The sequence below is a fragment of the Burkholderia sp. BCC0044 genome, assembly GCF_902832955.1.
Lineage (GTDB): Bacteria > Pseudomonadota > Gammaproteobacteria > Burkholderiales > Burkholderiaceae > Burkholderia.
In genome coordinates, this window is sequence record NZ_CADFDO010000004.1 from 1094106 (window position 1) to 1117326 (window position 23221).

17 protein-coding genes and 1 pseudogene are annotated in these 23221 nt (G+C 59.1%); 5 read left to right on the forward strand and 13 right to left on the reverse strand.

Translation table 11 applies throughout. The features are described 5' to 3' along the window. Positions 1-119 precede the first annotated feature (119 nt). Positions 120-752, forward strand: a complete 633-nt coding sequence (locus tag HWX14_RS27685) for a thiol:disulfide interchange protein DsbA/DsbL (protein WP_175885499.1) — start codon at positions 120-122, stop codon at positions 750-752. A gap of 82 nt (positions 753-834) precedes the next feature. Here HWX14_RS27685 and HWX14_RS27690 read toward each other — a convergent pair whose 3' ends face one another. Then, positions 835-3141 (reverse strand): CHASE2 and HATPase_c domain-containing protein, encoded by a 2307-nt coding sequence (locus tag HWX14_RS27690; protein WP_244130360.1) that lies wholly within the window; start codon positions 3139-3141, stop codon positions 835-837. 11 nt (positions 3142-3152) lie between these two features. After that, entirely contained in the window at positions 3153-4094 is a 942-nt protein-coding gene (locus HWX14_RS27695; protein ID WP_175885500.1) for a response regulator transcription factor, read from the reverse strand. A gap of 603 nt (positions 4095-4697) precedes the next feature. On the opposite strand from HWX14_RS27695, the pseudogene HWX14_RS27700 reads away from it, so the two are divergent. Continuing rightward, a pseudogene (locus HWX14_RS27700) lies at positions 4698-5398 on the forward strand (IS3 family transposase); the annotation flags it as partial. A 140-nt stretch (positions 5399-5538) separates the two neighbouring features. Here the strand turns inward: HWX14_RS27700 and HWX14_RS27705 are convergent. Continuing rightward, entirely contained in the window at positions 5539-6510 is a 972-nt protein-coding gene (locus tag HWX14_RS27705) for a hypothetical protein (protein ID WP_175885501.1), read from the reverse strand. Positions 6511-8122: 1612 nt separating this feature from the next. Here HWX14_RS27705 and HWX14_RS27710 point away from each other — a divergent pair. The 3 genes from HWX14_RS27710 to HWX14_RS27720 all read left to right on the forward strand — a co-directional run bounded on the left by HWX14_RS27710 (position 8123) and on the right by HWX14_RS27720 (position 13301). Next, positions 8123-11083, forward strand: a complete 2961-nt coding sequence (locus HWX14_RS27710) for a YadA-like family protein (RefSeq protein WP_244130374.1) — start codon at positions 8123-8125, stop codon at positions 11081-11083. A gap of 564 nt (positions 11084-11647) precedes the next feature. Continuing rightward, positions 11648-12658 (forward strand): N-acyl homoserine lactonase, encoded by a 1011-nt coding sequence (locus HWX14_RS27715; RefSeq protein WP_244130361.1) that lies wholly within the window; start codon positions 11648-11650, stop codon positions 12656-12658. A 241-nt stretch (positions 12659-12899) separates the two neighbouring features. Further along, positions 12900-13301, forward strand: coding sequence for a hypothetical protein (locus HWX14_RS27720; RefSeq protein ID WP_175885503.1), 402 nt, complete (start codon positions 12900-12902; stop codon positions 13299-13301). Positions 13302-13859: 558 nt separating this feature from the next. On the opposite strand, the gene HWX14_RS27725 is transcribed toward HWX14_RS27720, so the two are convergent. From HWX14_RS27725 to HWX14_RS27770, 10 genes are read right to left on the reverse strand one after another with little or no spacing between them, the layout of a single operon-like run. Next, positions 13860-14396 carry a type 4 pilus major pilin gene (locus tag HWX14_RS27725; RefSeq protein ID WP_175885593.1) on the reverse strand — a complete coding sequence of 179 codons (537 nt, stop codon included), beginning with the start codon at positions 14394-14396 and terminating at the stop codon, positions 13860-13862. 49 nt (positions 14397-14445) lie between these two features. Then, positions 14446-14958 carry a conjugal transfer protein TrbN gene (locus tag HWX14_RS27730; protein WP_208456190.1) on the reverse strand — a complete coding sequence of 171 codons (513 nt, stop codon included), beginning with the start codon at positions 14956-14958 and terminating at the stop codon, positions 14446-14448. A gap of 11 nt (positions 14959-14969) precedes the next feature. Then, entirely contained in the window at positions 14970-16121 is a 1152-nt protein-coding gene (trbB, locus tag HWX14_RS27735; RefSeq protein WP_175885504.1) for a P-type conjugative transfer ATPase TrbB, read from the reverse strand. After that, complete coding sequence (locus HWX14_RS27740; RefSeq protein ID WP_175885505.1) at positions 16090-17181, reverse strand: type II secretion system F family protein; 1092 nt, start codon at positions 17179-17181, stop codon at positions 16090-16092. Before HWX14_RS27740 ends, trbB begins: the two co-directional genes overlap by 32 nt. Then, positions 17178-18749 (reverse strand): ATPase, T2SS/T4P/T4SS family, encoded by a 1572-nt coding sequence (locus tag HWX14_RS27745; RefSeq protein ID WP_175885506.1) that lies wholly within the window; start codon positions 18747-18749, stop codon positions 17178-17180. Before HWX14_RS27745 ends, HWX14_RS27740 begins: the two co-directional genes overlap by 4 nt. Positions 18750-18766: 17 nt before the next feature. Continuing rightward, the gene (pilP, locus tag HWX14_RS27750; RefSeq protein WP_175885507.1) at positions 18767-19354 is read right to left on the reverse strand and encodes a type IV pilus biogenesis protein PilP; all 588 of its coding nucleotides are present in this window, start codon (positions 19352-19354) and stop codon (positions 18767-18769) included. Beyond that, positions 19341-20627, reverse strand: a complete 1287-nt coding sequence (gene pilO2, locus HWX14_RS27755; protein ID WP_175885508.1) for a type 4b pilus protein PilO2 — start codon at positions 20625-20627, stop codon at positions 19341-19343. Before pilO2 ends, pilP begins: the two co-directional genes overlap by 14 nt. A gap of 2 nt (positions 20628-20629) precedes the next feature. Beyond that, entirely contained in the window at positions 20630-22285 is a 1656-nt protein-coding gene (locus tag HWX14_RS27760; protein WP_175885509.1) for a PilN family type IVB pilus formation outer membrane protein, read from the reverse strand. Between the two features lie 2 nt (positions 22286-22287). After that, positions 22288-22755, reverse strand: coding sequence for a toxin co-regulated pilus biosynthesis Q family protein (locus HWX14_RS27765; RefSeq protein WP_208456191.1), 468 nt, complete (start codon positions 22753-22755; stop codon positions 22288-22290). Next, entirely contained in the window at positions 22752-23210 is a 459-nt protein-coding gene (locus HWX14_RS27770; protein WP_175885510.1) for a toxin co-regulated pilus biosynthesis Q family protein, read from the reverse strand. Before HWX14_RS27770 ends, HWX14_RS27765 begins: the two co-directional genes overlap by 4 nt. Between the last annotated feature and the right edge of the window lie 11 nt (positions 23211-23221).

Below are 23221 nucleotides of genomic sequence, written 5' to 3' on the forward strand. Positions count from 1 at the left end.
CCGGCCGTAACCCCGGCTGCGGCGTGATGAGCGCGCCGCAGCCGGACTATCTCTGCCCGGCTCCGCTATCGCCGGAACATCCCACTGCTTCAATGCGATATTGAAACCAGGACATTCCCATGAAAAAAAAGTTTGGCGTGCTGCTTGTCAGCGCAATGTTCGGATCCGCATCAGCCTCGCCTTCCGCGCCCATTGCCGGGACGGACTATGAGGTAATGACCTCCCCCGTGCCCGTCTCGGCGCCCGCCGGCAAGATCGAGGTCATCGAATTCTTCTGGTATGGCTGCCGACACTGCCATGCCCTCGAATCGGCCATCAAGCCCTGGAAAGCAAAATACGCGGGCACGATCGAATTCAAGCGCATCCCGGTCGCGTTTCATCCGAGTTACGCCGCTCATTCGCAATTGTTTTATACGTTGTCCGCACTCGGCGTTTCCGACAAGATCGATTCAGCCGTCTTCGATGCGATTCTCACGCGCCGCAACTATCTGCTCTCACCTCAAGCGCAGGCCGACTTCGTCGCGACACAAGGCGTCGACAAGTCCAAATTCCTGAATGTGTACCATTCGTTCAGCGTGCAGGCTCAGGTTGGGCAATCCGCGGCGTTGCCGAAGCGATATGCGATCGACGGTGTACCTACCCTCGTGATACAAGGCAAGTACAAGACCGGGCCGGCCTATACGAAAAGCATTGAAGGCGCCATTTCGGTTGCGGACTATCTCGTGCGACAGGTCCGCGACAAAAAGCTGTGAGCTGCCACGCATGCGTCGAATCGACTGCGCAGCGGCCGATTTTCTTGCTTGCGGATTGAAGTAAATCGAGATCGCGAACCGACTACGCGTCACCCATGCCCGGCATCCGGATCATGAATTCGGTACCCTCGCCGATCCGGCTCGACACGTCTATTCGTCCGCCATGCCGGTCGATCACGGCTTTCACGAACGGCATCCCGAGCCCCACCCCGCCATCGACGTCACGCCGGCGCTCTGCCTGGAAGAACGGCTCGAACAGCCGACGCACGCTGTCCTGAGACATGCCGATACCCTGATCGCGAACATGAAGCGTGAAATGGTTCGCGTCGTCGGCAGTCACCCACACCTCGATCTGCGTACCCGTTGGCGAATACTTGACCGCGTTGTCGAGCACGTTGACGATCGCCCGCTCGAGCATGTCCGGATCGCCCATCACCAGCGCATCCTCGTCCCCGGCATTCGGACCAACCAGCATGATGGATTTTTGCTGCGCGCGCACGCTGATATGGTCGATCGCCTGCTCGGCAATGTCGTTCAGCAAGATGGGCACGAAGTGCTCCTGCACCAACTGCTCTGCACGCGATAGCTGCATGAACCCGTTTGCCACGCGTAGAGAGTAATCGGCCTGCTGACGCAGATCGCGCAGGAATGTCTCGTCGCTGCTGGTGCCTGACTCGAGCGTCTGCACCCCTCGGCGCTCGATCAGCGCGAGAATCGACGACAGCGGGCTGCGCATGTCGTGAGCGATATGGCGCAGCACCAGTTGGGCGTGTGACACGCCGCTCTTCAGGTCGGCAACGTCGATCAGGCAGACGAGGTGCGACGGCGCGGCTTCCGGGCCGGCGGAGGATTCGCTCGACGTCTCGGACAACAGCTCGCAAGTCAGCAGATGATCGCGGCCATTCCAGCTCATCTCTCGCTCGACATTGGAGCGGGAGCGAATACTTTCCGCGACGAGCATCTCGATCTTCGTCACCGGCGCTTCGACTGTTGCGTCGCCTTCCACGTGGGCGTTCATCACCTCGGCAGCCTTGGCGTTGCACACCGCCACTTTGCCCCCGATCGTCAAAAATACCGGGTACGGCAGCTGGTTGATCACGTCGACGTAAAGCTGCTGCCACGCGCGAACCTCTCGCATCGCCGCCTTGACGTCCCTCAACTCGCCAGCCCCCTTCCCGAACGCCTTTGCCGAATTCGTTCGCAGGGTGCCAATGGACGCCGCAATGGCGCCCAGCTCCGCGACCTCCCGACGAAGCAAGGCCACCATGCGCCCATGCCGCTCCCAGGCAAAGAAGCCGTAGAGTACCGGCCACACGAACGGCAACAGCCCGACCGGTAGCCATATATGGAATGCGAGCAACCCCAACGGGATGAGAAACAGCAACATGCCCCAGCCGAGCGCGGCGATGTGCATCGCCCGGCCGGGTACGAACATGCAGTTCAGCACGAGACCGAACGTCAGCAACAGGAAGAGCGGTATCGTGACCGAGCTGGGCAGCTTATGCACGAGATGGCCATTCTCGACGGCCTCCGTAATCAACGCATCGAGCTGCGCATGCGATACGTTGTCGGTATTGAGCGATGAAACTTCGTAACGCCCCTCGCCCAGCCACGCCGAATGGCCGATGAAGACGATCTTTCCCGCGAAATCCGAATCGGGTATACGTCCGTCCAGCACATCGAGATACGAGTACTGTGCAAGGTCCTCCGGGCCGTGCAGCATCGCCAGCACGGCGTCGGTACGCACCTGCCCGACCGCGACCGCGTGCGCCTTCATATAGCGCTTGGGATCGACCGGCGGCACAACGCCGGCAACGCGGAGCGCTTCAAGGGCCGCATGTGGATAGACGCGATCGCCAATGCGCGCATAGGGCACGAATCCCTCCACGACGCCGAAGTGCCCGATCGTGATGTCACGCTGGCCAATACCCGCCGCCACGTCACGAAGGGTCGGCCCGGGCAACAGCATGTCGACGTTTCGCGTTCTTTTCCTGCAATCCGGAAATGTCAGCACGACCTTGCCGTTTTCGCGCATGCCCTGGATAAGGTCGAGTTCGGTGGAACAGGGTACGAATGGAAGATCGAGCACGACGGCGCGTGCTTCTTTCAGATGAGCGAGCAGCTTCTGCGGGTGATCGAGCCGGTCGTGCAACCCGAGCGCCTCGAGCGTCGGCTCGTCGATGTTGATGACCGCGACGTTGCTCGAATGACCGCGCTCGTAAAACTCCTGCATCGCATCGAACAAGATCCGGTCAAAGGCGCCGGATACGACGCTGACGCCCGGATGCCCGCTCAATGCGGCAATCGCGAGCATTGCGACAACGGCTAACCCGCGCACCGGCCCCAGCCGAGCGAAATTTTTGAAGAAATACCGAATGAACGCGGACAAGCGGCGCACGGCTATTGCGAGTCGCCAGGGAGGTGCTCGCGCGCGAGCACGTCCGACTTCGCCGATATCGCTTCCTGTGCGCGTTCGAGCCGATAGCCGTAGCCGTAGACCGTCGTGATCACCATGCCGCTCTTCAATGCACGCAACTGCAGCTTGCTGCGCAAGCGACTGATGTAGGTTGCCAGCAACACGTCCTGCCTGCGATCACGCCCGCGCCGCCACTCGACGAGCTGCGCATCCAGTTCGTCGATGCGCGCTTTCAATTGCATGCGCCGCTGCGACAAAGCGTTGTCGATATCGTCCATCGCATCGAACTCGGCCTTCAATGCATTCAGCTCGCCAGTCAAGGCCACCGCCTCTTCATCCTGTTCGGCTTCGACGAACCTGCGCAATACGTCCTTGGTCACGATGCTTCCCGCGCTCTTGAACAGACAATGGGCCAGGTCGAATTCGCGCTGCTGCAACTTCGGCAGTTCCTCGCCTCGCCATACGACACGGAGGGATGCCGGATCCAGTTCGTAATCGCCGACCACAAGACGCTCGGCGACCTGCATATCCGGATAATATTTGCGCAATTGCGCTGCAATCCGCGCGAGCAGCACCCGCTCCGCCGGCGGCTTGACGATGTAGTCGTCCGCACCCTGCTCGAGGCCGTGCACGATATCGCGAGCATCGTCGTGCTGCGTGATCATCAAGATCGGCAAGGCATATTGCAAACGTGCCCGAACACGCTTCAACACGTCGATGCCCGACATGCCTGGCACGTCCCAGTCGAGCAACAGCATGTCGAACCCCTCATGCTCGGTAAGTTCGAGAAAGCGAACGCCGTCATCCCTGACCACGGCGTGGTAGCCCGCGTTTTCAAGCCATGTCACCAACGTTTTCGCCTGTGCAGCGTTATCTTCGAGTATGGCGATACGAGTTGCTGATGCGCGGCCCGGAAGTGTGCTCATAGGTTCTTCCCGTCCAGTGAGTTAGCGTACAGCCGTATCAGATATACGGATGCCACTATATTACCAATCCGTCGAGTTCGGAGGGCATGGCCCGATAACGCTGTCCGCGGGCCATCAACGATCCAAACCTTACTCGTCGCTCTCAGCCGAGCTCGTCTCTCCACTGAAGGAATCCGGAATCGGCGAACGATTGGAGCTTGCCACGAGGCGCTGCAGACGTTCCTGCCCGCCTCCATGTAGGAATCTTCGGTACGGCCGCAAGTTGTGCGTCGTGCCGCCCAGCACACGTTCAACGATCGCACGCCGCCGGTCGAGACGCAGGCACGGCTGATTTTCCTCGGCCCCTCTGATGCATGTGTCAAGCGCCGCCTCGGCACGGCGATAGGGCCCGAAATATTGGATCAACTCCCATGTCCGCTTAGGCCACCCGTGCGCTGCTGGTCTACAAAGTCGTCCGATCTGAGGTCAGTTGAGTCTCCTGTCCAGGTTCAACCACTGGGCGATTGCGCCCTAGGCGCTCGGGGCACCGGCAAATTCATCGGAAACTACTGCAGACAGCGTAGATAAGTCTAGCGCTAAACAATATGCAGCGATTATCGCCACAAAAAAGTGGCCGCGCCCGCGCTGAAGAGACAGGCAGTGAGCTACATCGTGGATCACTACGGTCTTCCGACGCAGCGGGCGTGCCGGCTGGTCAAGCAAGCTCGCAGTACCTACTACTATCGCAGCGTCAACTGCGTTCGAAGCGGCCCAAGCGCCGCAAGATGGTGGTGTCGCGCCGCGAGCGTTGCGTGTCGGTTCGTCCCAATGAAGTCTGGAGTCTGGACTTCGTAGCGGACCAGTTAGCCGACGGCAGCCGCTTGCGCGCCCTGACGGTCGTCGACCTCTTTAGTCGTGAAGCGCCGGCCATTGAAGTAGGCAAGCGCTTGCGTGCCGAGGACGTCGTGTCAGTGCTGAATCGTTTGGTGGCTCAGCGCCGCGCACCGAGGTTCCTGTTCGCCGATAACGGCGCCGAATTCTCGGGTCGCCTGCTGGACATGTGGACCTACCACTACAAGGTGCAGATCGACTTCAGCCGGCCAGGCAAGCCCACCGACAACAGCTTCATCGAGACATTCAACGGCTCGTTCAGGGACGAATGTCTGAACCTGCACTGGTTCGAATCGTCGGCGGAAGCCAAACGGGAGATCGAGGCTTGGCGCCGCGACTACAATGAGACTCGACCTCACATGGCGCTCAAAGAGCTAACACCGAGTGAATTCGCCCGGCAATACAGCCTTCGGCCTACGGCCGAAGGCTCATGAAAGACCGAACACTAACGCTCGGCACTGTCCAAGAAATCCGAGCGGTTCACCCCTAACGCTTGACGAAACACATAGCCCCCGATTATCGGGCGACGGACGTCATCGATAGATTTCCCATATTTTTGATTCTCATTGCATTGCTACAAAACTTCGGGAGATTGATCACTGCGTTTATAAGAAAAAGAGGCCTTCTTGTCTTTTGACGTTGGAAGGGTGATTGAAACAACAGGAACTACTATTCCATAGTCCCGGTAAAAATTTTTCTGATCGGTTTTGGCATTGATCAGGGCTTGACTATCTCCAGCTATGTAGAAAAATGAATGAATCGGAAGTTTTTCACCATTGTTTTGCTTCCATGTGGCCACGCGTAGCTCGTTTTGGGTTTCCCACCACGGCGAAAGCATTTTGTTCCTTGCTAGAATGCTTTGATAAAAATGATCTGCGATGCCGAAGTGCCCTTGGGTGACATCCCAGCCACATTGATCGCTGTATTTGATTTTTAACGAATTGAAATGCTCCATCCATTTTTGAGCATCTGTAATTCCCTGGTCGATGCAAGGTCGGCTTTCATTGGGGTAAGTGCTGGACGCCCCGCAGCCGTTTCCGGCGCGTCGGTCGGTACCGCCATCCATTGAATAGGCGCAAAGGACCATTACGCTGTCTTTACCTTGAAGTTTGCTGAACCCAGGATAGAGTATGAACCCATTTTTATAACCGAAAGCAAGATGTGAAAAATTATTATCGGCTCTGATCCAAGAGAAAGAAACTCCACCACCGGCTTGCGAGGCCGGGCTTGGATTCCACGGCCGGAAAGAGGGACTCTCTACGGTGGCGCGCAACATGACTCCGCTACACAGGAAAGCCGGCCGATACGGCCCGCCGCAGCTCCTCGGAGTTCTGTAATACCAATTATGTAGTTGGCTGATCGCAATAGGTCCGACGTAGTCGATGACTTTTTTGTCCGCCTGAGCGACGGCGTCTTTTGCGGCAGCGGTCTGGCCGAGAAAAAAGATTGCCACCAAAGATATAAATGATCTAATCAAGTAATTCATAGTGATTTTTTGAATATGAAAATTCGCCGATTTATTCTTATTGATACTTCCAATCTCCATCTTGCTGTTAGATTAATTCCTCCACATCGTTTGAAATGTTTTAGAGAACGTCGTGTTTTGACGTAAAGTTGTTCGCAGTAGAAAGGTTTGGAGATTTGCGGCGACGTGTCATCCGGCGCGATTGCACGTTACCTGCTGGTCGAAGCGCCATACCAAGTCCGGCCGCCAGATCGGATATGCTTGGTTTGCCCTCCGGGGCCAACAGCAAACCACGGGACTTGCGTTGCAAGCAGGCGTTGCGCAACGTTCGCAAAGAGAGATCCGCTTGCATGTCCGTGGGCATCGATCATCGACGATGCGTCGGCGTGTCAAGTTGTGGATCGATGCTCGAAACAGCCGGCCCTCGTTAGTGAGCACGAGCAACGTCGTCCACTTGCACCCGATTCGGTTGCCAGCCACCGAAACACCGAGATTCGGCGCCCGCGAATGCTATGCGTCGAGTCCGTCGTGATACGACGGAGCCGCATGTCGGTCGGCGTAACCGTTGGTGCACGGATGACACCCGAGCGGTCAGCCCTCACCGTTGTCGGAAAACGCGAAATTACCGCACGATGCGGGCAAGACTTTCGCTGTCGCAGCGGCCATATTGATGGCAGCCATTCCGCTTCCAGAACCTCGCCGGCCTACGCGTCAATGGCGAAATCGACTGCGTGAAATCGACAATGCCTGACATGGTCGTCTCATGCCGTACCGGCCATGGTGTGGCGGGCCCAGCTGCCTGTCGCCACACTCCCCATGCGCGAGGGCGCCATTTACCGCGCTAAGTCGACCTGCTATCGATGATTGACATTGAAATCGCCCCCCATTTATACAACCGCACGACCGGTACGATAGCGCGCCCATCCAAAAATGCCGCTGGATAATTCTGGAATTCAAAAAATTTTCAAAATTACAACAGTATTTCGACTATGTATTGAGGCCAGCCTCCCGGTGCCGGTATTCTGCTGCCGGCACGGACGTTGCTATTTTATGGAAATGATGATGTGCGTGTAGTTTTGGGGTGAACTGCGTCGCACAAATTAATCGGCGCCGTGCGTTGCGTTTTCCTCGCACTGCATATGCCTCGAATTCATGTGCTTCACTTCTATATGTACATTTCTGCAGAAGGAAAAATTAGAAAATCCAGACAGCGTTTTTTGTCACAAAAGATCTGATTGGCGAATTATGCCCGTTAATTCGCTGGATTTTTTTTGACCGGTGCAAAAAATTCACTGGATAGCCGAATTTTTTCTCGAATCAAGGCACTTAAATAAATTCGCAACGGCTTGGAATGGCATCGCCTTCCGGGTTTTCAATTTTGGCGAATTATTGCAATGGTTATTGGCCTGTATTTTAATTATTGGAATTGACTGGCATGCGATGTAAGTTTGTTTCGAGCGTGATGTTGCATGTGGGAGCACGCGAGCTGTATAAGGTCTCACTTGTCCTTGCAACGGCCGTTGGTGGTGGGTGTGGTGGCCTGTTTTCTCCCGCTGCGTATGCGCATGATCCGTATATTGGATACCAAACCCCGGTGGACAGTAATTGCCTGAATAGCGACGGGCAATTTAAAAACTGTGCCCGATGGGATAATCCAGATTATAGAGGCGTGCGCGGGGCTCATTTGTCCCAGATGGCGGGTCGGTATTTTTCTTATCTCACCTCCGGTAACGGGGCGGACACGTATTTGTGGTCAGGCGTATGGGCGGGAAGCAGGTCGGCTGGGCTGTTTTATGGTGACGATCCGTTCAGGGCAAATCGCGTAGTGGTCGATGCCGAAGGAGCGACCATCACTGGCAATCAGGTTGTCTTGTCGTCCAGGACGGGGATCAGCGTTTCGGGTTCCAGAGTCACCAATGTCAAGAACGGCGGGCATGCCGGTGATGCAGTCAACGTCAACCAGCTTTCGAGGGTGGCGAACGTGCTTGGTGTGAACATCGACGCCAACGGCTACGTAAAGGCGCCAACATATCGAGTTGGCGACAAAGCGTTCGACAACGTCGTTGATGCGATCGCGGCGGCCGCCGATAGCGGTACGGATCCGGATGCGGTCGTTTATGACGATTCCGCAAAGAGTTCGATCACGCTTGGCGTGAAGGGCACGACGTTGAAGAGCGTCGCGACCGGCACGGTGAGCGCGACGAGCATGGAAGCGATAAACGGTTCGCAATTGTACCGTGCGTCACGGAGCGTTGCGGCGGCGCTGGGTGGCGGTTCGACGGTGGACGCGGCAGGTAACGTGACGGCGCCCCAGTATCGCATTGGCGGCAAAGCATACGGTAACGTCGGCGACGCGATTGCGGCAGCCGCGGACAGTGGCGGCGGCATGGATCCGAATGCGGTGGCATACGACGATGCCGCCGGGAGCACGATAACGCTGCGTGGCAAGCGTGGCACGACGTTGAAGAACGTCGCGGGAGGCACTGCGGATACCGACGCGGCCAATGTGGGGCAATTGGCTGCCGCTACGCAGCCGATACGCGATGAGCTGGCTGACGTCAGCCTTGCCATGAAGTCCATCAACATCAAGCCGCAAGGTGTGTCCGCGGTTGCGACGGGAACCAATGCCGTTGCGATCGGCGGGGGTGCAAATGCGATAGCGGACGGCTCGATCGCCTTGGGTGCCGGCTCGCGCGTGACCGGGCCCAGTTCGGTCGCGATCGGTATCAATTCGGTCGCACAAGAGGCAAATCAAGTGTCGGTTGGCGACGTGGGGCGCGAGCGCCGCATTTCGAACATGGCGGCGGGTACGAGAGGTACCGACGCAGTCAACTTGAATCAGCTGACGGATGCGATTGGGAAGGTATCGAGCCGAGCAGACAAGCTCTCTGCCGATCTGGAGTCGCGACGCGGCTTGCTGGTTGCCAATCCCGTTGTCGTCGACGAGCAACGTTTGTCGAATTTCGTGCTGATCGACGGTCAGGGCGCTGATGGTAGCCTGCCGAACGCGGCGGATATCGCCGGCGGCGACCCGGAGAGTACGACTTCGGCTGCAATCGGTGTCGGCTCGGTTGCCGCGGGGGCAGACACGATTGCCATTGGCTTGCGTACCATGGCGATCTCGGACAACTCCGTGGCGATCGGCAACATGGCGCAAACGGGAGCCGAGCAGCCATACTCTGTGGCGATCGGATCACATGTGACGACGAATGGAGCCAGTGCGCTTGCAATTGGTTCGCAGGCGAAGGCGAACGGCGAGAACGCGATCGCAGTCGGCAATAACAATGTGCAGGCGATCGGGGAGAGTTCGATTGCGATCGGCAATGGCGCCGAGGTCGTCCTGGGCTCGACGAATGGCATTGCGCTGGGCACGGGGGCGAACGTTACCCGGACAGTGGCCGACGCGATGGCGCTGGGCGCGAAAGCCTTCGTGGAAAACGGGGCGAACGGCGCAGTGGCCCTGGGGGCGGGCTCCCGGGCGAGTCGAGCCAATACCGTTTCAGTGGGCAGTGCTGGAGGCGAGCGCCAGATCGTGAACGTTGCGGCGGGTACGCAAGGTACCGATGCAGTGAACGTGGCGCAGTTGCACGGCACGGCTGCGAGTCTTGCTAGCGTGATCTGGGGCGACACGACGGTCGATGAAAGCGGCCACGTCGCGATTCATTCGATTGAAGTGAGCGGTCACAAGTACGCGACGGTATCGGAGGCTGTGCAGGCGGCTGCCTCGTATGGCGCCACGGATTCGCTGGCGGTGCGCTACGATCTCGACTCGCACGGTAATCGGAACTATGGCTCGGTGACGCTGGGCGGCCCCTCGGCAGCGCCGGTGATGCTGACCAACGTGGCCGATGGCAAGAGCCGATACGACGCAGTGAACTATGGCCAGTTGTCGTCGCTGCAAAGCGACTTCGAAAACCGAATGGGCGCGATGGACGATCGCGTCGGCAAGATCGAAACCGGTATCGGCGAATCGCGCGGTGATAGCCGGATCATGACGATGACTAATCTGCGCAGTGACGATGACGGCATCGGCACCGGCTCGGGTTCCGTTATCAGGAGCGATGCCGCAGGCACCACGGCAATCGGTGCGGATTCGGCGGTGCAAGCGTCGGGCGGGACAGCAATCGGCGCCGGGGCGGATGCACGTGCAGTCAATAGCACTGTGATCGGGCAAGCTGCATCAGCTCACGGCGAGAACAGTACGGTGGTCGGCCAGGGCGCGACAGCTTGGGGTAATAACAGCATTGCAATTGGTGCAGGTTCCGTTGCAGACGCGGACAACGCCGTCTCGTTCGGCAACAGCGCCACGGGCATGACGCGCACGCTGACCAACGTGTCGGCCGGTGTCACACCGACGGATGCGGTCAACGTCCAACAACTCAACGAATCGGTGAGCGGCCTGCGGTCGCAGATCGAACATGATCGTGCAGATGCAAATGGAGGCACCGCGTCAGCCATAGCCATCGCGTCGCTGCCGCAAGCGCCGGCGCCCGGAAAGAGCATCGTCGCAGCGGGGGGCGGCACGTACGCTGGCCAATCTGCTCTTGCAGTAGGTCTGTCCACCTACGCTGGGCGCTGGATCATCAAGGCTTCTGGCTCGACGAACACACGAGGAACCGTGGCGGGCGGCGTCGGCGCTGGTTTCGTGTGGTGAACCGGCATGACGCTTTGAGTTGCGTTTCGGGCTGTGATTAGCATACCTCATCGTCGAGGCTGGTCCCGTTGGCAATACGCAATAGGACCAGCAGACATGGAGCGGCGAGACAGCGGATTCCGACGAGCAGCCGGCGTTGGGCAAAAGCGATGAGTGATGGCGACGCCGAATGAGCGTCATGGCTTCAACGATCGCCTGCACGTACGCACGATATCCGGCGCGACCACCCGAGAATTTTCCCGCCTTGGCGAGCGTGTGGGTAAAGACAAGCCGCGGGCGGTTACCGTGCGCCGAAGCCGTCGCAAGTGAATCGTGGCAACGCATCATTCCCCTCCGATAAGCAACGCCGCTATCGGTCTGCCCATCCTCGGTCCTGGTTGCTCCGATGCATGAGGTCAAACAGCTCGTCGGCAAGTAACAGCGCCATGGCGCTTATCCAAAACCGTTTCCAAGCCCTCGCCATTTCGGCATATCTATGCCGCGGCGTGGAGCGTCCATTCCATTAACGCCCGGACGAGATGACGGGCTCGCCTGTCCAGTCAAATAAAATCAAGAGTGCAGACAATGCAGAATTTCATCTATGTCAAGCAAAATTGGAGAATGAAATTAAAATCATTTATCACCCTGACGATAATGGTGGCTTTCCTGGCCAGGATCTCACTCGTCCATGCATACTCGGGTGAAAGTGACTCGGCCGCGCTTGTCGGAGTCGGTGGTAACAAGGTCGCACGACAGCTCACGGACAATTACAATAACTTGGCTCCAGATTGCGGTAGTGCGACAAACCCGGCGTTTCGCTGTTCCGGGGTATTGCTTCGCGGAACTGTGCATTCGTCTCAGTACCACTCATGGAACCCGAGCCCTGCTTCCGTCGCGAGTGGAGGCGTCTCATTCTCCTATCTTCGAAAAGATTCGAAATTCAGCAAACTGGCTTATGGATATAGCAATGGACTAATTTTCGTTCCGTATAAATATAATATAAAGCCGAATGTCATCGAGCCTGAAATTCTATGCTCTTTCCCAATCGATGCCAATACCGAGAATCGAGTGGACAAAGGATGCGGAGCAGATAATTCATTTCCTACTGACAGCGGCCCATGTCAGGCGCGAGGTATTTCAACTGCGGAGGAATGGCATTCACACTACAACAGCACAAGTGGCAATAGGCACGCACACCAATGTGGCTTCGACGTCCATCACGGCGCCTCGGCGACCTCCGCCATTTTCAAAACCAGTATTGACGCAATGACATTAATTGCCGAAGAATCCATTCATGAGCAAAATGAGCTGCGCTTAGCTACATGGGAGCAAGATATCCCTGAGAAGTTGCCGATCATGGCATTTTTCTATCTCGGAGGTCACGCAAATGGACTCAAGGGTGCCCAAGATGACCAAGTCGATTACCAGCAGGCCTCGAAGCGCATCGTGCCAATCATCCGGATAACGCTCCCGTCATCGCGGTCAGACGAGGCTACGTTCGTCTATGACAAAAATGACCAAATGGCCGTGCCTTCGCAATTTGCGAAACCGCCGGTTGAGCCGATTCCGCTGGTTCCACCGATCCCCCCTGCGTGATATTGAACCGCTCAGGTTTGCCAGAGGCTGCAGAGCCTGGCGTCTACGCCGTGCGAGCGCGACGCTCCGCCTTAGCAGGCTGTTGAAATTGGAAACGGTGTAAACCGGTTTGCGAGCGGCGGAGTTGTTGGGCAACGACGAGTCATTCGTCACTCACCAGAAAAGTCCAGAACAACGAGCGCAGGGCACGCATAAATTCAAAAGCCTCGTACAGTAGTACGATTTATTGGAGAGCGAGCACATGCAAGACAAACCGCCAAAATTACTATTGATCGAAGAAATCCGACAAGAACTTCTGCGCGTCAGAGCGGATGCAGCGGGACACTTTCCGCACGTCCGGAGCAGGAGTGAAATGCTCATGGTCGAGCACGTGCTGAACATGTGCTTCTACTTCGGGCAGCAACTGCAAAACGTCCGCCAACTCGAACGCGAATCGACGACTACCCGCCTTGCGAGTAAATACGATCACTTCGTCGAGGACCAACTGCCGCCTGGCTTGTACTTGATGTTCAATGCGCTGATTGCAGGATGGACGACTTTCGACCCGGCAGTGCAGCATTCCGTCGACTTCATATTCCCCTTCCCGACGGACGATATCCCTGACAACATATCCGGACGCACCAGCCAAGACTCGATCCACTAAACGCTCCCGCATAAGCGCTACATCGCCCGGTGCATGGGTCGAGAATGGCCATCCGTGCCCATCCGGGGGGCTGCGTAATCGGTGCCGGGGACGATTCGAATCATACCTCGCTACCTCGAAGCATCGAGCCATGGATGCTTCTAGGTCTGGAACGTTGTATGTGCGAGAGCATCGAAGTATCCGTTGCAGCGAGTTGGGATTGGTTTTTGCGGTGTTTCTGTACGAAAACGACCATCGATTACCTCGACGAAGCCAAGCGATGCCTTGGCGTCGAGTCCAACTATGCCCTTTCGAAACGGCTTGATATCCGCCAATCGACCAACGACGACCACCGCACAAATCGGAGTCGCTTCGATGAATGGACCGCACATTGCTGACGCGTGCGGTATTGATCCGATGGAAATAATCGCAGCCGCTGCCGTGTCCCCTCTGCGGCCCTCTGGTCACGCACGCACGATGCGGCGCGGCTGGATGGACCTGGGCGTCATCCGGTCGCGTAATCGAGCGTTTCAATCTCTACCGCGTCGCCGGGCACCATAGGTGCCCGTCGAGAAAACATCAGTCGCCTACGAACGCCATCTTGTTTCTATCGCCGCTGTCGTCCTTACAAAACTTACCGAGGTCCGCCAGGGTGAAATTCTCCTGAATTTTCGCGTCATTTATCTGAATTCGTTTCCAGCCCAGCGTCCCCAGCTTGAGGACCAGCATCTGACAAGCTTCAGTGGGCACGTTGTAGTAGTCGATAAAAAAAACCTTGCCGCCATCGGTCGATCCGATATTCACGTCGCCCCCCCAGGCATTGACGATCTTTTCACCGCTCCAGCTCATGTTGGCCGGGATGGCCTTGTACCGGATCGCGAGCGAATTTTTGATTCCGGTAAAGTAATCCTTGCCGTTTCTGAGATCCTTCAAGTTGTCCCGCATCAGCGTGATGTTTGACGCCTCGGTCGAGATCTCCGAGTTCCGAAGCAGCTTGCCGATACCCGCCGCGGACGCGGCCAGAATGACGATACCGACGATCATCACGACCAACGCCTCGATTAGCGTAAAACCCTGCTGCCGGCTGCAGCAGAGCACTGATTTGCGGAGATTCATTTGTCTTACATACTCGCTATGATTTGAAAAACCTTGCGTCGAAGAGGGATCAGTACGCGACATAGGTGGGATACCGGGCCTTGAGCCATGTAGCCCACCGGGTCGCTCGCTTGATGATTGCCGCCCGATATCGAGCGTTGTACACCGGTGTCCGCGAGTGGTAGTTGGCAATTCGCGTCCAGATGTCCCCCCGATCATCGAGCACGTGCCGGCGAAGCCGCCACGCCGCCAGGTGATAGGGATAGCATCCCGGCCCTGCGACGTCACGCTCCTCGATACCGAATCGCTTCAGCTCTTTCAGATAGGCCGTGTTCATCTGCATCGCGCCAACGTCGTAGGTGCCATTGGCATTGCGCATCCGCAATCCCGGCCGGCCACCCTCTTGTTCCGCCACGGCAAGCATCGCGTTTACGGGAATCTGGTATCTGACGGCCGCGGCGATCGAACAGGTAATCCGCTCTGTCGGCATGTCTGCTGCATGGGTGGTCCATACGGGAAACGTCAACGCGAATAGCAAGCCCCCTACGCTGGCGCCGCTACGGCGGCAAAAAGGAACGCTCATGAATCGCCATCCTAGACACGAAGCTTGAATTCGCTACGCCCGGTAGCGATCTGCAAACGAAGCGTATTCAGCGAATAGCGTTCATTCATGTAGCCGGTGACCTCGCAGATCTCCGTCACGATGCGGCCAGGCTCGCTCGCACACCGCTCGATCACCACGATGAGGTTGACTGCGCTTGCGATCATCCAGCCGATGGCCTCGGGCGTGAAACTTTGCGCTGCCGGATCCTCGTAAATATAGTGAGCCAGTTTCTGGAGCCCTTCCTCCGACGAGTTGGCGTGCATGGTGGCCAGGCCACCCGCATGGCCCGAGTTCCAGCTCTTCAACAATGTATAGGCTTCACCACCTCGAACCTCCCCGACCACGATGCGATCGGGGCGAAGGCGCATGGTGACGCGAAGCAAACGACGAAGATCCGCATCCTTGCTGGTACGCAGCAGCGCATGATTCCTGGCGCTGACCTGAAGCTCCACCGTGTCTTCCAGCGCGACGATGCGGTCACGCGGACATTGATCGGAAATCTCTCGGAGAATCGCATTGGTCAGCGTGGTCTTGCCGCTACCGGTGCCCCCGACGATGAGTACGTTCTTGCGCGCGCCGACCGCCTCGCGAATCGCGTCGATCGGATGTTCGAAGCTGCGCATGGCTTCCGGAGCGGATCGTTGAACGGGGCTGCCAACGCGCTTGAAGATGCCGCTCTTTTTGTACTGGTCGAGGGTGAACACCGACGGCGAGTGCTTGCGCAAAGCCAGCATCGGCGCTGTCGCGAGGGGAGGAAGTACACCGGCAAGTCGCGAACCATCGAGGGGAAACTCGCCTTCGACGATCGGTTCGCCAACCGGAATCGGCGACCGTTGAAGTTGGCCCGAAAGCGTCACGATCGCTTCCACCGCGTCCGTCGGGAAATTGGGCTCCACCATGCGCATACCCGCGCTATGGGATTCGATCCACAACGATCCGTCCGGGTTGATGATGATTTCAACCACGTCGCTGTCTTCGAGCGCCTCAAGAATGATCGGACCACAGGCGCGCCGAAGTTCGGCCAGTTTCCGGAAGCGATCGCTGTTCTCGACCGGATTTTCTTTCATTAACGATTTGGTGTGCAAAATATTTTTCCGGAATGAAACACGATTAAACAGAAGGCTGGGAAACGGACGTTTCAATCGCATTCTCGATGTCGGAAACCGCCGTCACCACTACCGTGAGCATCCCTCCCATCAGAAGAATCGATGCCATCAGGAATCCCCGCGAGGCCGCCTGCACCTTGACGATGGTCTCGTCCAGCCAATGTCGCGCAAATTTGGCCATCGACTGATCAAACCCTTGCAGGCGGGACAGGAGTCGCAAATAACCGATTGCCTCTCGGTCGGGAAACTCATAGCCGGTGTCATACAACGCATCGCCAAAGCCCGCGCCCACGGCAATGTTGTCCAGCGTGGCTTCGATACGGTCGCGCAGCCAGCGTGATCCCGCCCGTTCGTGCAGGAGTTCCAGTGCCGACTGCAACATCATTCCGGAGCGGACGAGCAGCGAAACGTTCAGCATGAAAATGGCCCCGTGGATCGTCCGGTAGATCGACCACGGCGGCAGGCGATCCAGGACCGTACGTACTCTTCCGCGGAGCAGCGGCAACGACAAACCGATAGCCAGCAGCAGCACAACCGTGCCGGCTGCCGCATAAAGGCCGTAGTCGTTGACAAAGGTGCCGATGAGATAAAGGAAATAGGCTGCACCGGACCAGTTCTCCGGATTGGAAACAGCAGACAGTTTCGGCACCAGATCGCTGGCGACAATGTGCAGGAGGACGCACAGCATCACCAGAAGCACGACCGGGTAGATCGACGCACCGACGACGGCGGTGCGTATCTTCGCGCCGGCTTCGATCATGGCAACTGCATCCTGGAACGCGCTCCGCATGTCGCCGGCTTGCTCCCCAGCCGCGATGACAGCAGCCTCGTTGGCGGAGATCCATGGGGCAAGACCTTCCGCGAGCGTGTTGCCCTGGGAAACCGCCGTCTGGCAACTGTCCAGAATGATGGCGTAACCCGCCCCCGGGTTTCTTCCTTCGTTGCTGGCGACATCGTACATTTCGCGCAGCGCATCGATCAGCATGATGCGATTCTCGAGCATCATCGAAAGATGGCCGTAGAAGTGGATGCGCTTCTTTGCGCCAAACTGGAGCTTTGCGACCTTGTCATTGAGGTTACTCAAAATACCGGTCATGAATGAAGACCTCCCGACTGAAAGGAAACGTTGCTGGGCCTGATAGGTCCGATGATGCGTTCGCCCGCACGAGGGTCCACCACCCCCTCGTTGATCTTGCGGATCAGTGCGTCGACCTTGCCTAACCCGTTCTCTTCCTCGATCCAGTAACGACTCGCCTCGAGATGATGCCCTCGCACATAGGCCTGCATCATCCCGGGCGATGTCCGCACGACCTCGGCGACGACGGTACGTCCGACGATGCCTCGCTGCTTGCAGACATCACACCCGGCACCCTGAAGACGCACGGCGTCCGGATCACAGTACTGCTTGACCCGATGCAACTGTCGCGCGCCAAGCAGGTGTTCATTCCCTGCAAGGGGGATCTTGCAGGCAGGACACAGACGCTGCACGAGCGACTGATTGACCAGTCCGGTCACCAGCGTTGAATCGGTCAACAGGGACGGCCTGACGCCTTCGTCCTCCAGACGTGGCAAGATCGCCAACGCGTCGTTCGCGTGAATCGTGGTCCAGATCAGGTGGCCCGTCATCGCCGCGCGGAACGCCATCTTGGCCGTTACGGCGTCGCGGACCTCGCCCACCATGATCACATCGGGATCCAGTCGCATCGCATCGGCAATGGCATTCGCCCATTCCTGCTCGACGTTCGCACCCTCTCCCCGATCACCGCTTACAGGCGACTGGTTGGCACCGGTAATTTCGTACTCCGGAGGGTCTTCCAGCGTCAGAAGATGGATGCCCGTATGCTGCTCCAGCATGTTCTTCATCACGACCTTCAACGTCGTGCTCTTGCCGCTGCCGGTCGGGCCGGACAGCAATACCACGCCGGTACGCTGCTCCATGAGCTCCTCGAGAACCTCGCACTGTTCCGGCAGGTAGCCAAGATCGGCAAGATTGGTGGGCGCCCCCGGGCTGTCGGTGTACAGCAGACGCATCACCATCATCATGCCCCGCTCCAGCGGACGCGTATTGATACGCGCGCCGGACAAGCCGCATTCGTTGAGAAACTCCTCCTTCATGCGCGCCCGTTGCGCCTGCATCGGCTTGAAAGTCGGTTCGGCGAGGCACATGCTCTGATAGACGGTCGCGCACAGTCGCATGCCTTCTTCCGGACGAAGCTGGCCGACCGGGTGCAGATAACCGTCGATACGGGTGCGGATCTCGCAATAACTATGTCGCGCAATGATGTGGACGTCCGAAGCGCGCGCGGCCGCGGCGTCGCGCATGAGTTCGATGATGTATCGCTGCGCTTCGGATTCGCTGCTCACGGACTTCCGGTCGCGGCCCGAGCCGAGCCGATACAGGTCCAGTACGGCGCGCATGCCGCACACGAGCACCTCGCAGGAGCGCCCGTGACGCCGCACGGTTTCCTGGTAGCTCAGCACGTGCGGATCGAGACGATGCGAGGACGAGATCGCCAGGATGCACCGTCCCTGTTCCTGCGGAATCTCGACCAGACACATCAGCCCGCGATTGTCCTCGGCGACTTCGAAATCGCCGGCCTCGGCGGAGAGAATGCGTGCGCCGTTCTGGATCAGCGTAATCAGATCCGAGAGTACATAACTCATCATCGAACTCCGCGCGGTCAATCGCGCGCAGGCAACGGCGGTGCGAGCATGAGCGCGCCGCCGCCTTGCACTGGCGGAGGCATGGCCGGACCGCCGCTCAGCCCCACTTTGAACTGGCGTCCGCCCTTGGCAAACGTAACGCTGCCGCCGTCAATCTGCGCAAGGCGATAGCCGCCCGGGATACTGTCGCCGACACGTGCATCGAGCACGCCTCCGGAGTTGAGTCGCAGCGTCGCGGTCAATGCGTCGTCGCGACCGTAAGTCGACAGCACGGCGGGTACGCCGTGACTGACACCGATGCTGTTGCCACCGCCATCGCCTGCACTCCCGGCCGACGCCTTCTGGAGTTCGGCCTGCGCCTGCGCCTTTGCAGTCTGCGCCTTAAGCAACATCACTTCCGTTTGAAGTTTCACGAGCTGCGCGGCGACGGTGTCGTCCGCCGTCGCCGCGATCGCGGCAGCAGGTACTGCAGGGATACGCTGGACGGCACCTGCCGTCGGCTGTTCCGCCGACGGATGCTTCGCGTCGGGGAGGGTCTGCGCGTGAAGCGCCGGGAGGACGAGCGCCAGGGAAGCGCCGAGAAACAGAACATTAGTCTTTGACATAAAGCACTCCTTTGAGCGCCCATTGAGGTGCGCCATCAGAGAAAGTAATTTTCGTGGTGGTGAGGCGAAGCCCGGGGATAGCGTTGCCGAGTAAATCAGGCCGCGGGACCGGGATCGAAGTCGCCCATTCATAGCTCTGCCAATCCGGCTGCGCGAAGATCTGTTTCCGTGCGCCCGCGACGGGCGCCGGCGCTTCAGGAGGCGTTTCCTTGCGCTTGCCGAGCTTGGGTACGGCCATGCCCAGCGACTGGAAATGCGACGTGAAAGCGACGAACGCGTCATCCTGCGAGTGCAGGACATCGTCCTGCCCACCCGTTGCCGACGCAAAACCGACCTTGACCTTCGCCTGTTCGCCCTGGTCCAACAGCTCCACGGCAGGACCGAAGATCCCCGTTGCCGCTGCCTGAAAAGCGGCCACCGGCATTCCGCCGCTCCGGCGGTACGTCACGGCGATCGTCCCCGCGTCGAGCGTCGCCTCTTGTGCTCGCCATCCTGCAATGAAGAGGGGAACGCGCTCGACGACGTGCCGCCACGTCGACAGTTGCACGGGCACGGTCGCCATGGCCTTCCACGGATGAGGCGGCGGCACCGTTATCGTTCCGCCTTCCAGCGCAGCTGCCTGCCGTGCCATCCGCGCGACATAGGCATGCCATGCCCAGCCGCCGGCCGCCACGGCCAGCAGGCCGGCGGCGACGCCGAGGAAAACCCGCTTCTGATGCTGCGACATCTCGCCGGTGAGCGACTCCAGCCGCCCCGAGGACCTCAGTGCGGATTTCGGCAGCAACCGGGCCAGCGACACTTCCTGCCACGGCGTGTCGAATTCCTTCGGTGCATAGATTGCGTCCCATCGCTCACCGGCGTCTTCGGCCAAGTGAACGGTGTCGCGCAGCAAGGCCTCGACGTCGCCCCGAGCGCCAACGACATCGCGCCCGGCCATGATGGCACCTTGTCTCACGCCAACGAGTACGTAGCGCGTGTCGGACAATCGGAATGCGCCGATCCAGTCCTGCTGCTCCACCACGGTGGCCAGCACGGCTGCAAGCGAATGAAAGCCTGGCTTGCCGATTTCCTTGACACCGTAGCCCACTTGCACGGTCTGCCCCACGGTATGACGCACGGCCAGCCCGAACCCCGCCGTGCGACCCTGGCGCTGCATGATGCCGCGCCCGAGCCGCGCAACGGGCGGCTGCCACACGAGGCCGGAGACCAGTCGCTTGCCATGCAACATGACGGTATGGGCGTCTTCCAGCGCCCTGCTCTCGTTCTTGCTCATGCTCAGCCTGCCACGACCGGAGTAATGAGAATGACGATGACGCTGTGATGCTTCTCCGCGTAGCGGTTGCCACCGAGGAGCTGGTTGTTCGGGCTACCTACACCCGAGCGCTTGCTGGTGTCGCTGTTCTGTTCGAAGCCCGACAGCGCCAGCGTTTCGCCCGAGCGCAGCCGGACCTTCTGAGCGAACGCGCGCAAGTCGACCGTCGGCAACTGCACCTGGCCGGTTTTCTTGTCGCCGAAGGTTTCCAGTTTGGCCAGATTGCTCAGGCTGATGTTGTACTGGAGCAGGACCTGACGATCCGCCATCGCATACGGGAGCAGCATCATGTTGAAACCCGTCGTGACCGTACCCGGCTGAATGCCCATGGACGTACCGGCCTGGGCCACCTGGTTGCTCGTGACGGAAGCCACGTAGCCCGTCTGGGTGGACACCTGCATGGGCACTGCCTGCAGATTCAGCGTCGTCACGGACGGCTGGGTGACGACCGATACCTTGCCCTGGGCGGACAGCGCCTTGATCAGCAACGATGAATCCTTGAACGGCCCCTTGAGGATCTTGACGTTCGCGCCTGCACCTTCGACGGCACCGGCATCGGCGCTCGTGATACCGGAACCGAAAAGTGCGCCGTTGTAGGCAAGATTCCAGTCCACGCCGTACTGGTCGGTACGATCGAACGTGACGCTCAGGATCTTGACGTTGAGCACCACCTGCTTGGTCAGCAGTTTGTTTTGCGTCTCGATAAAGGACGCGATTCGATCGAGCACATCCGGTGTGTCGGTGATCGTCATGGACCCCGTGCCCGGCGCGAGCGTGAACTTGCCTTGCCCCGGCGTGACCATGGCCTGCACGGTCTTGGCCACGTCGTTCATGACCGAGCTGGTCAGTGTCGTCGCAACCGATTGCGCGCTGCCGGCCTGACCGCTGACACCGCCATCTCCGCCACCGCCACCACCGCCCGTGCCGCCACCGCCGCTGATGCCCATCGACGACATATTGCTCGTCGTGACACTGCTCGACAGTGCATCGGTGCCCGGCAACGCGTAGATCTGGAACGTGCGCGTCTCCGTGCGGAAGATGTGCACCTCTCCGCCCTTGATCCGCCAGTGCACGCCAACTTGCGCCACCACCGAATCGAGCAGGCCCGGCAGGTCGCCTTGCCAGTTCGGCATCACCGTGGGTTCCTTCGGTTCGGGGGCTTTGTCGCCCGACGGACCATTCGGACCGATGACGATCGCACGGCTCCCGTTCTTGTCGCCTGCATCGCCCTTGGCAACGTCGGACGCCGAAACCGAAGCCGATGGCGGACGCAATGCATCGGCACTGACGCGCACCGGCACTCCGCAAATACGCTGCAGCTTGTCGGCGAACATGCTGAGCGTGAGCGGCACGGCCTCATGCATCGTGAGGTTGCAGGAAATCATCTCGGGCTTGATCGACAACGGCTGCGACTGATTCGCTACCCAGTAACCGCTCTCGTGGACACGCACGGCCGACGCCTCTGCGGCGTGCAGCGTGGCGATGCTCGCGTCCGCTTCCGCCATGTCGCGATCCGTGGTGCGTTCGGCATCGCGCAACGTCGACGTCGCGCAGCCGCTTAGTACTACGATAATTGATGCAGCCAAGCTGAGCCGGGTCAGCTTACATAGTGTGGACATAGTCATTCTCCCCGCGCGTACACTCGCACGAGTTTTTGTTCCTTGAAAATATCGACCGACAGCGGGCGGTCTGCCGCGGCATACGCATTGAACAGATTCGTCACGACCTGGATGAAGCCTCCAGCGAGGCGTATGCCGGCCCGTACGGGAAAGTCGTAGTCCGCGTCCCAGACCAGCTCATAGCCCGCCCGGGACGACCAGGCCGCGACGGTATCGCGAAGGCTTTGGCCGGAAAATGCTTGCCATGTCTCTTCCCCATACGACTCGGGCGCGGAGGCGTACGCGAGGAGCGAAGGCTCAGCCGCGGGTTCGGCCGGTGCGGTCGGCGTGCCGGCCCTCACGCCCATAACCCATCCCAGCACGGTGTGAGGTTCGGCCTCGCGCATGAGCGTAGTGCAACCGCTCAGTACAGCGATGATCGATGCGGCCAGACTGAGCCGAGCCAGCTTGCGTACCATGAACATCGTCATTCTCCCCGCGCCTGCACGCGCACGAGGTTCTGTTCCTTGAAGATGTCGACCGACAGTGGGCGGTCTGCCGCGGCATACGCGTTGAACAGGTTCGTCACGACGTCGATGAAGTCACCGGTCAGGTGGATGCCGGCCCGTACCGGGAAATCGTAGTCCGCGTCCCACACTAATTCATACCCTGCCCGGGATGACCAAGCGGCGATGGTGTCGCGAAGGCTTTGGCCGGAAAGGGCTTGCCATGTCTCCTGGTCTCGCGGTTCGCGTTCGAGGGCATGCACGGTGAGCACGGGATCCAGCGTATGGTTTGTCGATGCGACATGCACGCCAGCACTCACGCCCGTGCTCCCATCCACCACGGCGTGAGGGTCGGCATCACTCAAGGTCGAGGCGACGCAACCGTTTAGTACAGCGATAACCGACGTGGCCAGGCTAAACCTGGTCAGCTTACTTATCATTGACATAGTCC

Coding starts and splice junctions, on each gene's coding strand:
- HWX14_RS27685 (WP_175885499.1), top strand. CDS start 120: ATGAAAAAAAAGTTTGGCGTGCTGCTTGTCAGCGCAATGTTCGGATCC.
- HWX14_RS27695 (WP_175885500.1), bottom strand. CDS start 4,094: ATGAGCACACTTCCGGGCCGCGCATCAGCAACTCGTATCGCCATACTC.
- HWX14_RS27705 (WP_175885501.1), bottom strand. CDS start 6,510: ATGGAGATTGGAAGTATCAATAAGAATAAATCGGCGAATTTTCATATT.
- HWX14_RS27710 (WP_244130374.1), top strand. CDS start 8,123: ATGGCGGGTCGGTATTTTTCTTATCTCACCTCCGGTAACGGGGCGGAC.
- HWX14_RS27715 (WP_244130361.1), top strand. CDS start 11,648: ATGCAGAATTTCATCTATGTCAAGCAAAATTGGAGAATGAAATTAAAA.
- HWX14_RS27720 (WP_175885503.1), top strand. CDS start 12,900: ATGCAAGACAAACCGCCAAAATTACTATTGATCGAAGAAATCCGACAA.
- HWX14_RS27725 (WP_175885593.1), bottom strand. CDS start 14,396: ATGAATCTCCGCAAATCAGTGCTCTGCTGCAGCCGGCAGCAGGGTTTT.
- HWX14_RS27730 (WP_208456190.1), bottom strand. CDS start 14,958: ATGAGCGTTCCTTTTTGCCGCCGTAGCGGCGCCAGCGTAGGGGGCTTG.
- HWX14_RS27740 (WP_175885505.1), bottom strand. CDS start 17,181: ATGACCGGTATTTTGAGTAACCTCAATGACAAGGTCGCAAAGCTCCAG.
- HWX14_RS27745 (WP_175885506.1), bottom strand. CDS start 18,749: ATGAGTTATGTACTCTCGGATCTGATTACGCTGATCCAGAACGGCGCA.
- pilP (WP_175885507.1), bottom strand. CDS start 19,354: ATGTCAAAGACTAATGTTCTGTTTCTCGGCGCTTCCCTGGCGCTCGTC.
- pilO2 (WP_175885508.1), bottom strand. CDS start 20,627: ATGAGCAAGAACGAGAGCAGGGCGCTGGAAGACGCCCATACCGTCATG.
- HWX14_RS27760 (WP_175885509.1), bottom strand. CDS start 22,285: ATGTCCACACTATGTAAGCTGACCCGGCTCAGCTTGGCTGCATCAATT.
- HWX14_RS27765 (WP_208456191.1), bottom strand. CDS start 22,755: ATGACGATGTTCATGGTACGCAAGCTGGCTCGGCTCAGTCTGGCCGCA.
- HWX14_RS27770 (WP_175885510.1), bottom strand. CDS start 23,210: ATGATAAGTAAGCTGACCAGGTTTAGCCTGGCCACGTCGGTTATCGCT.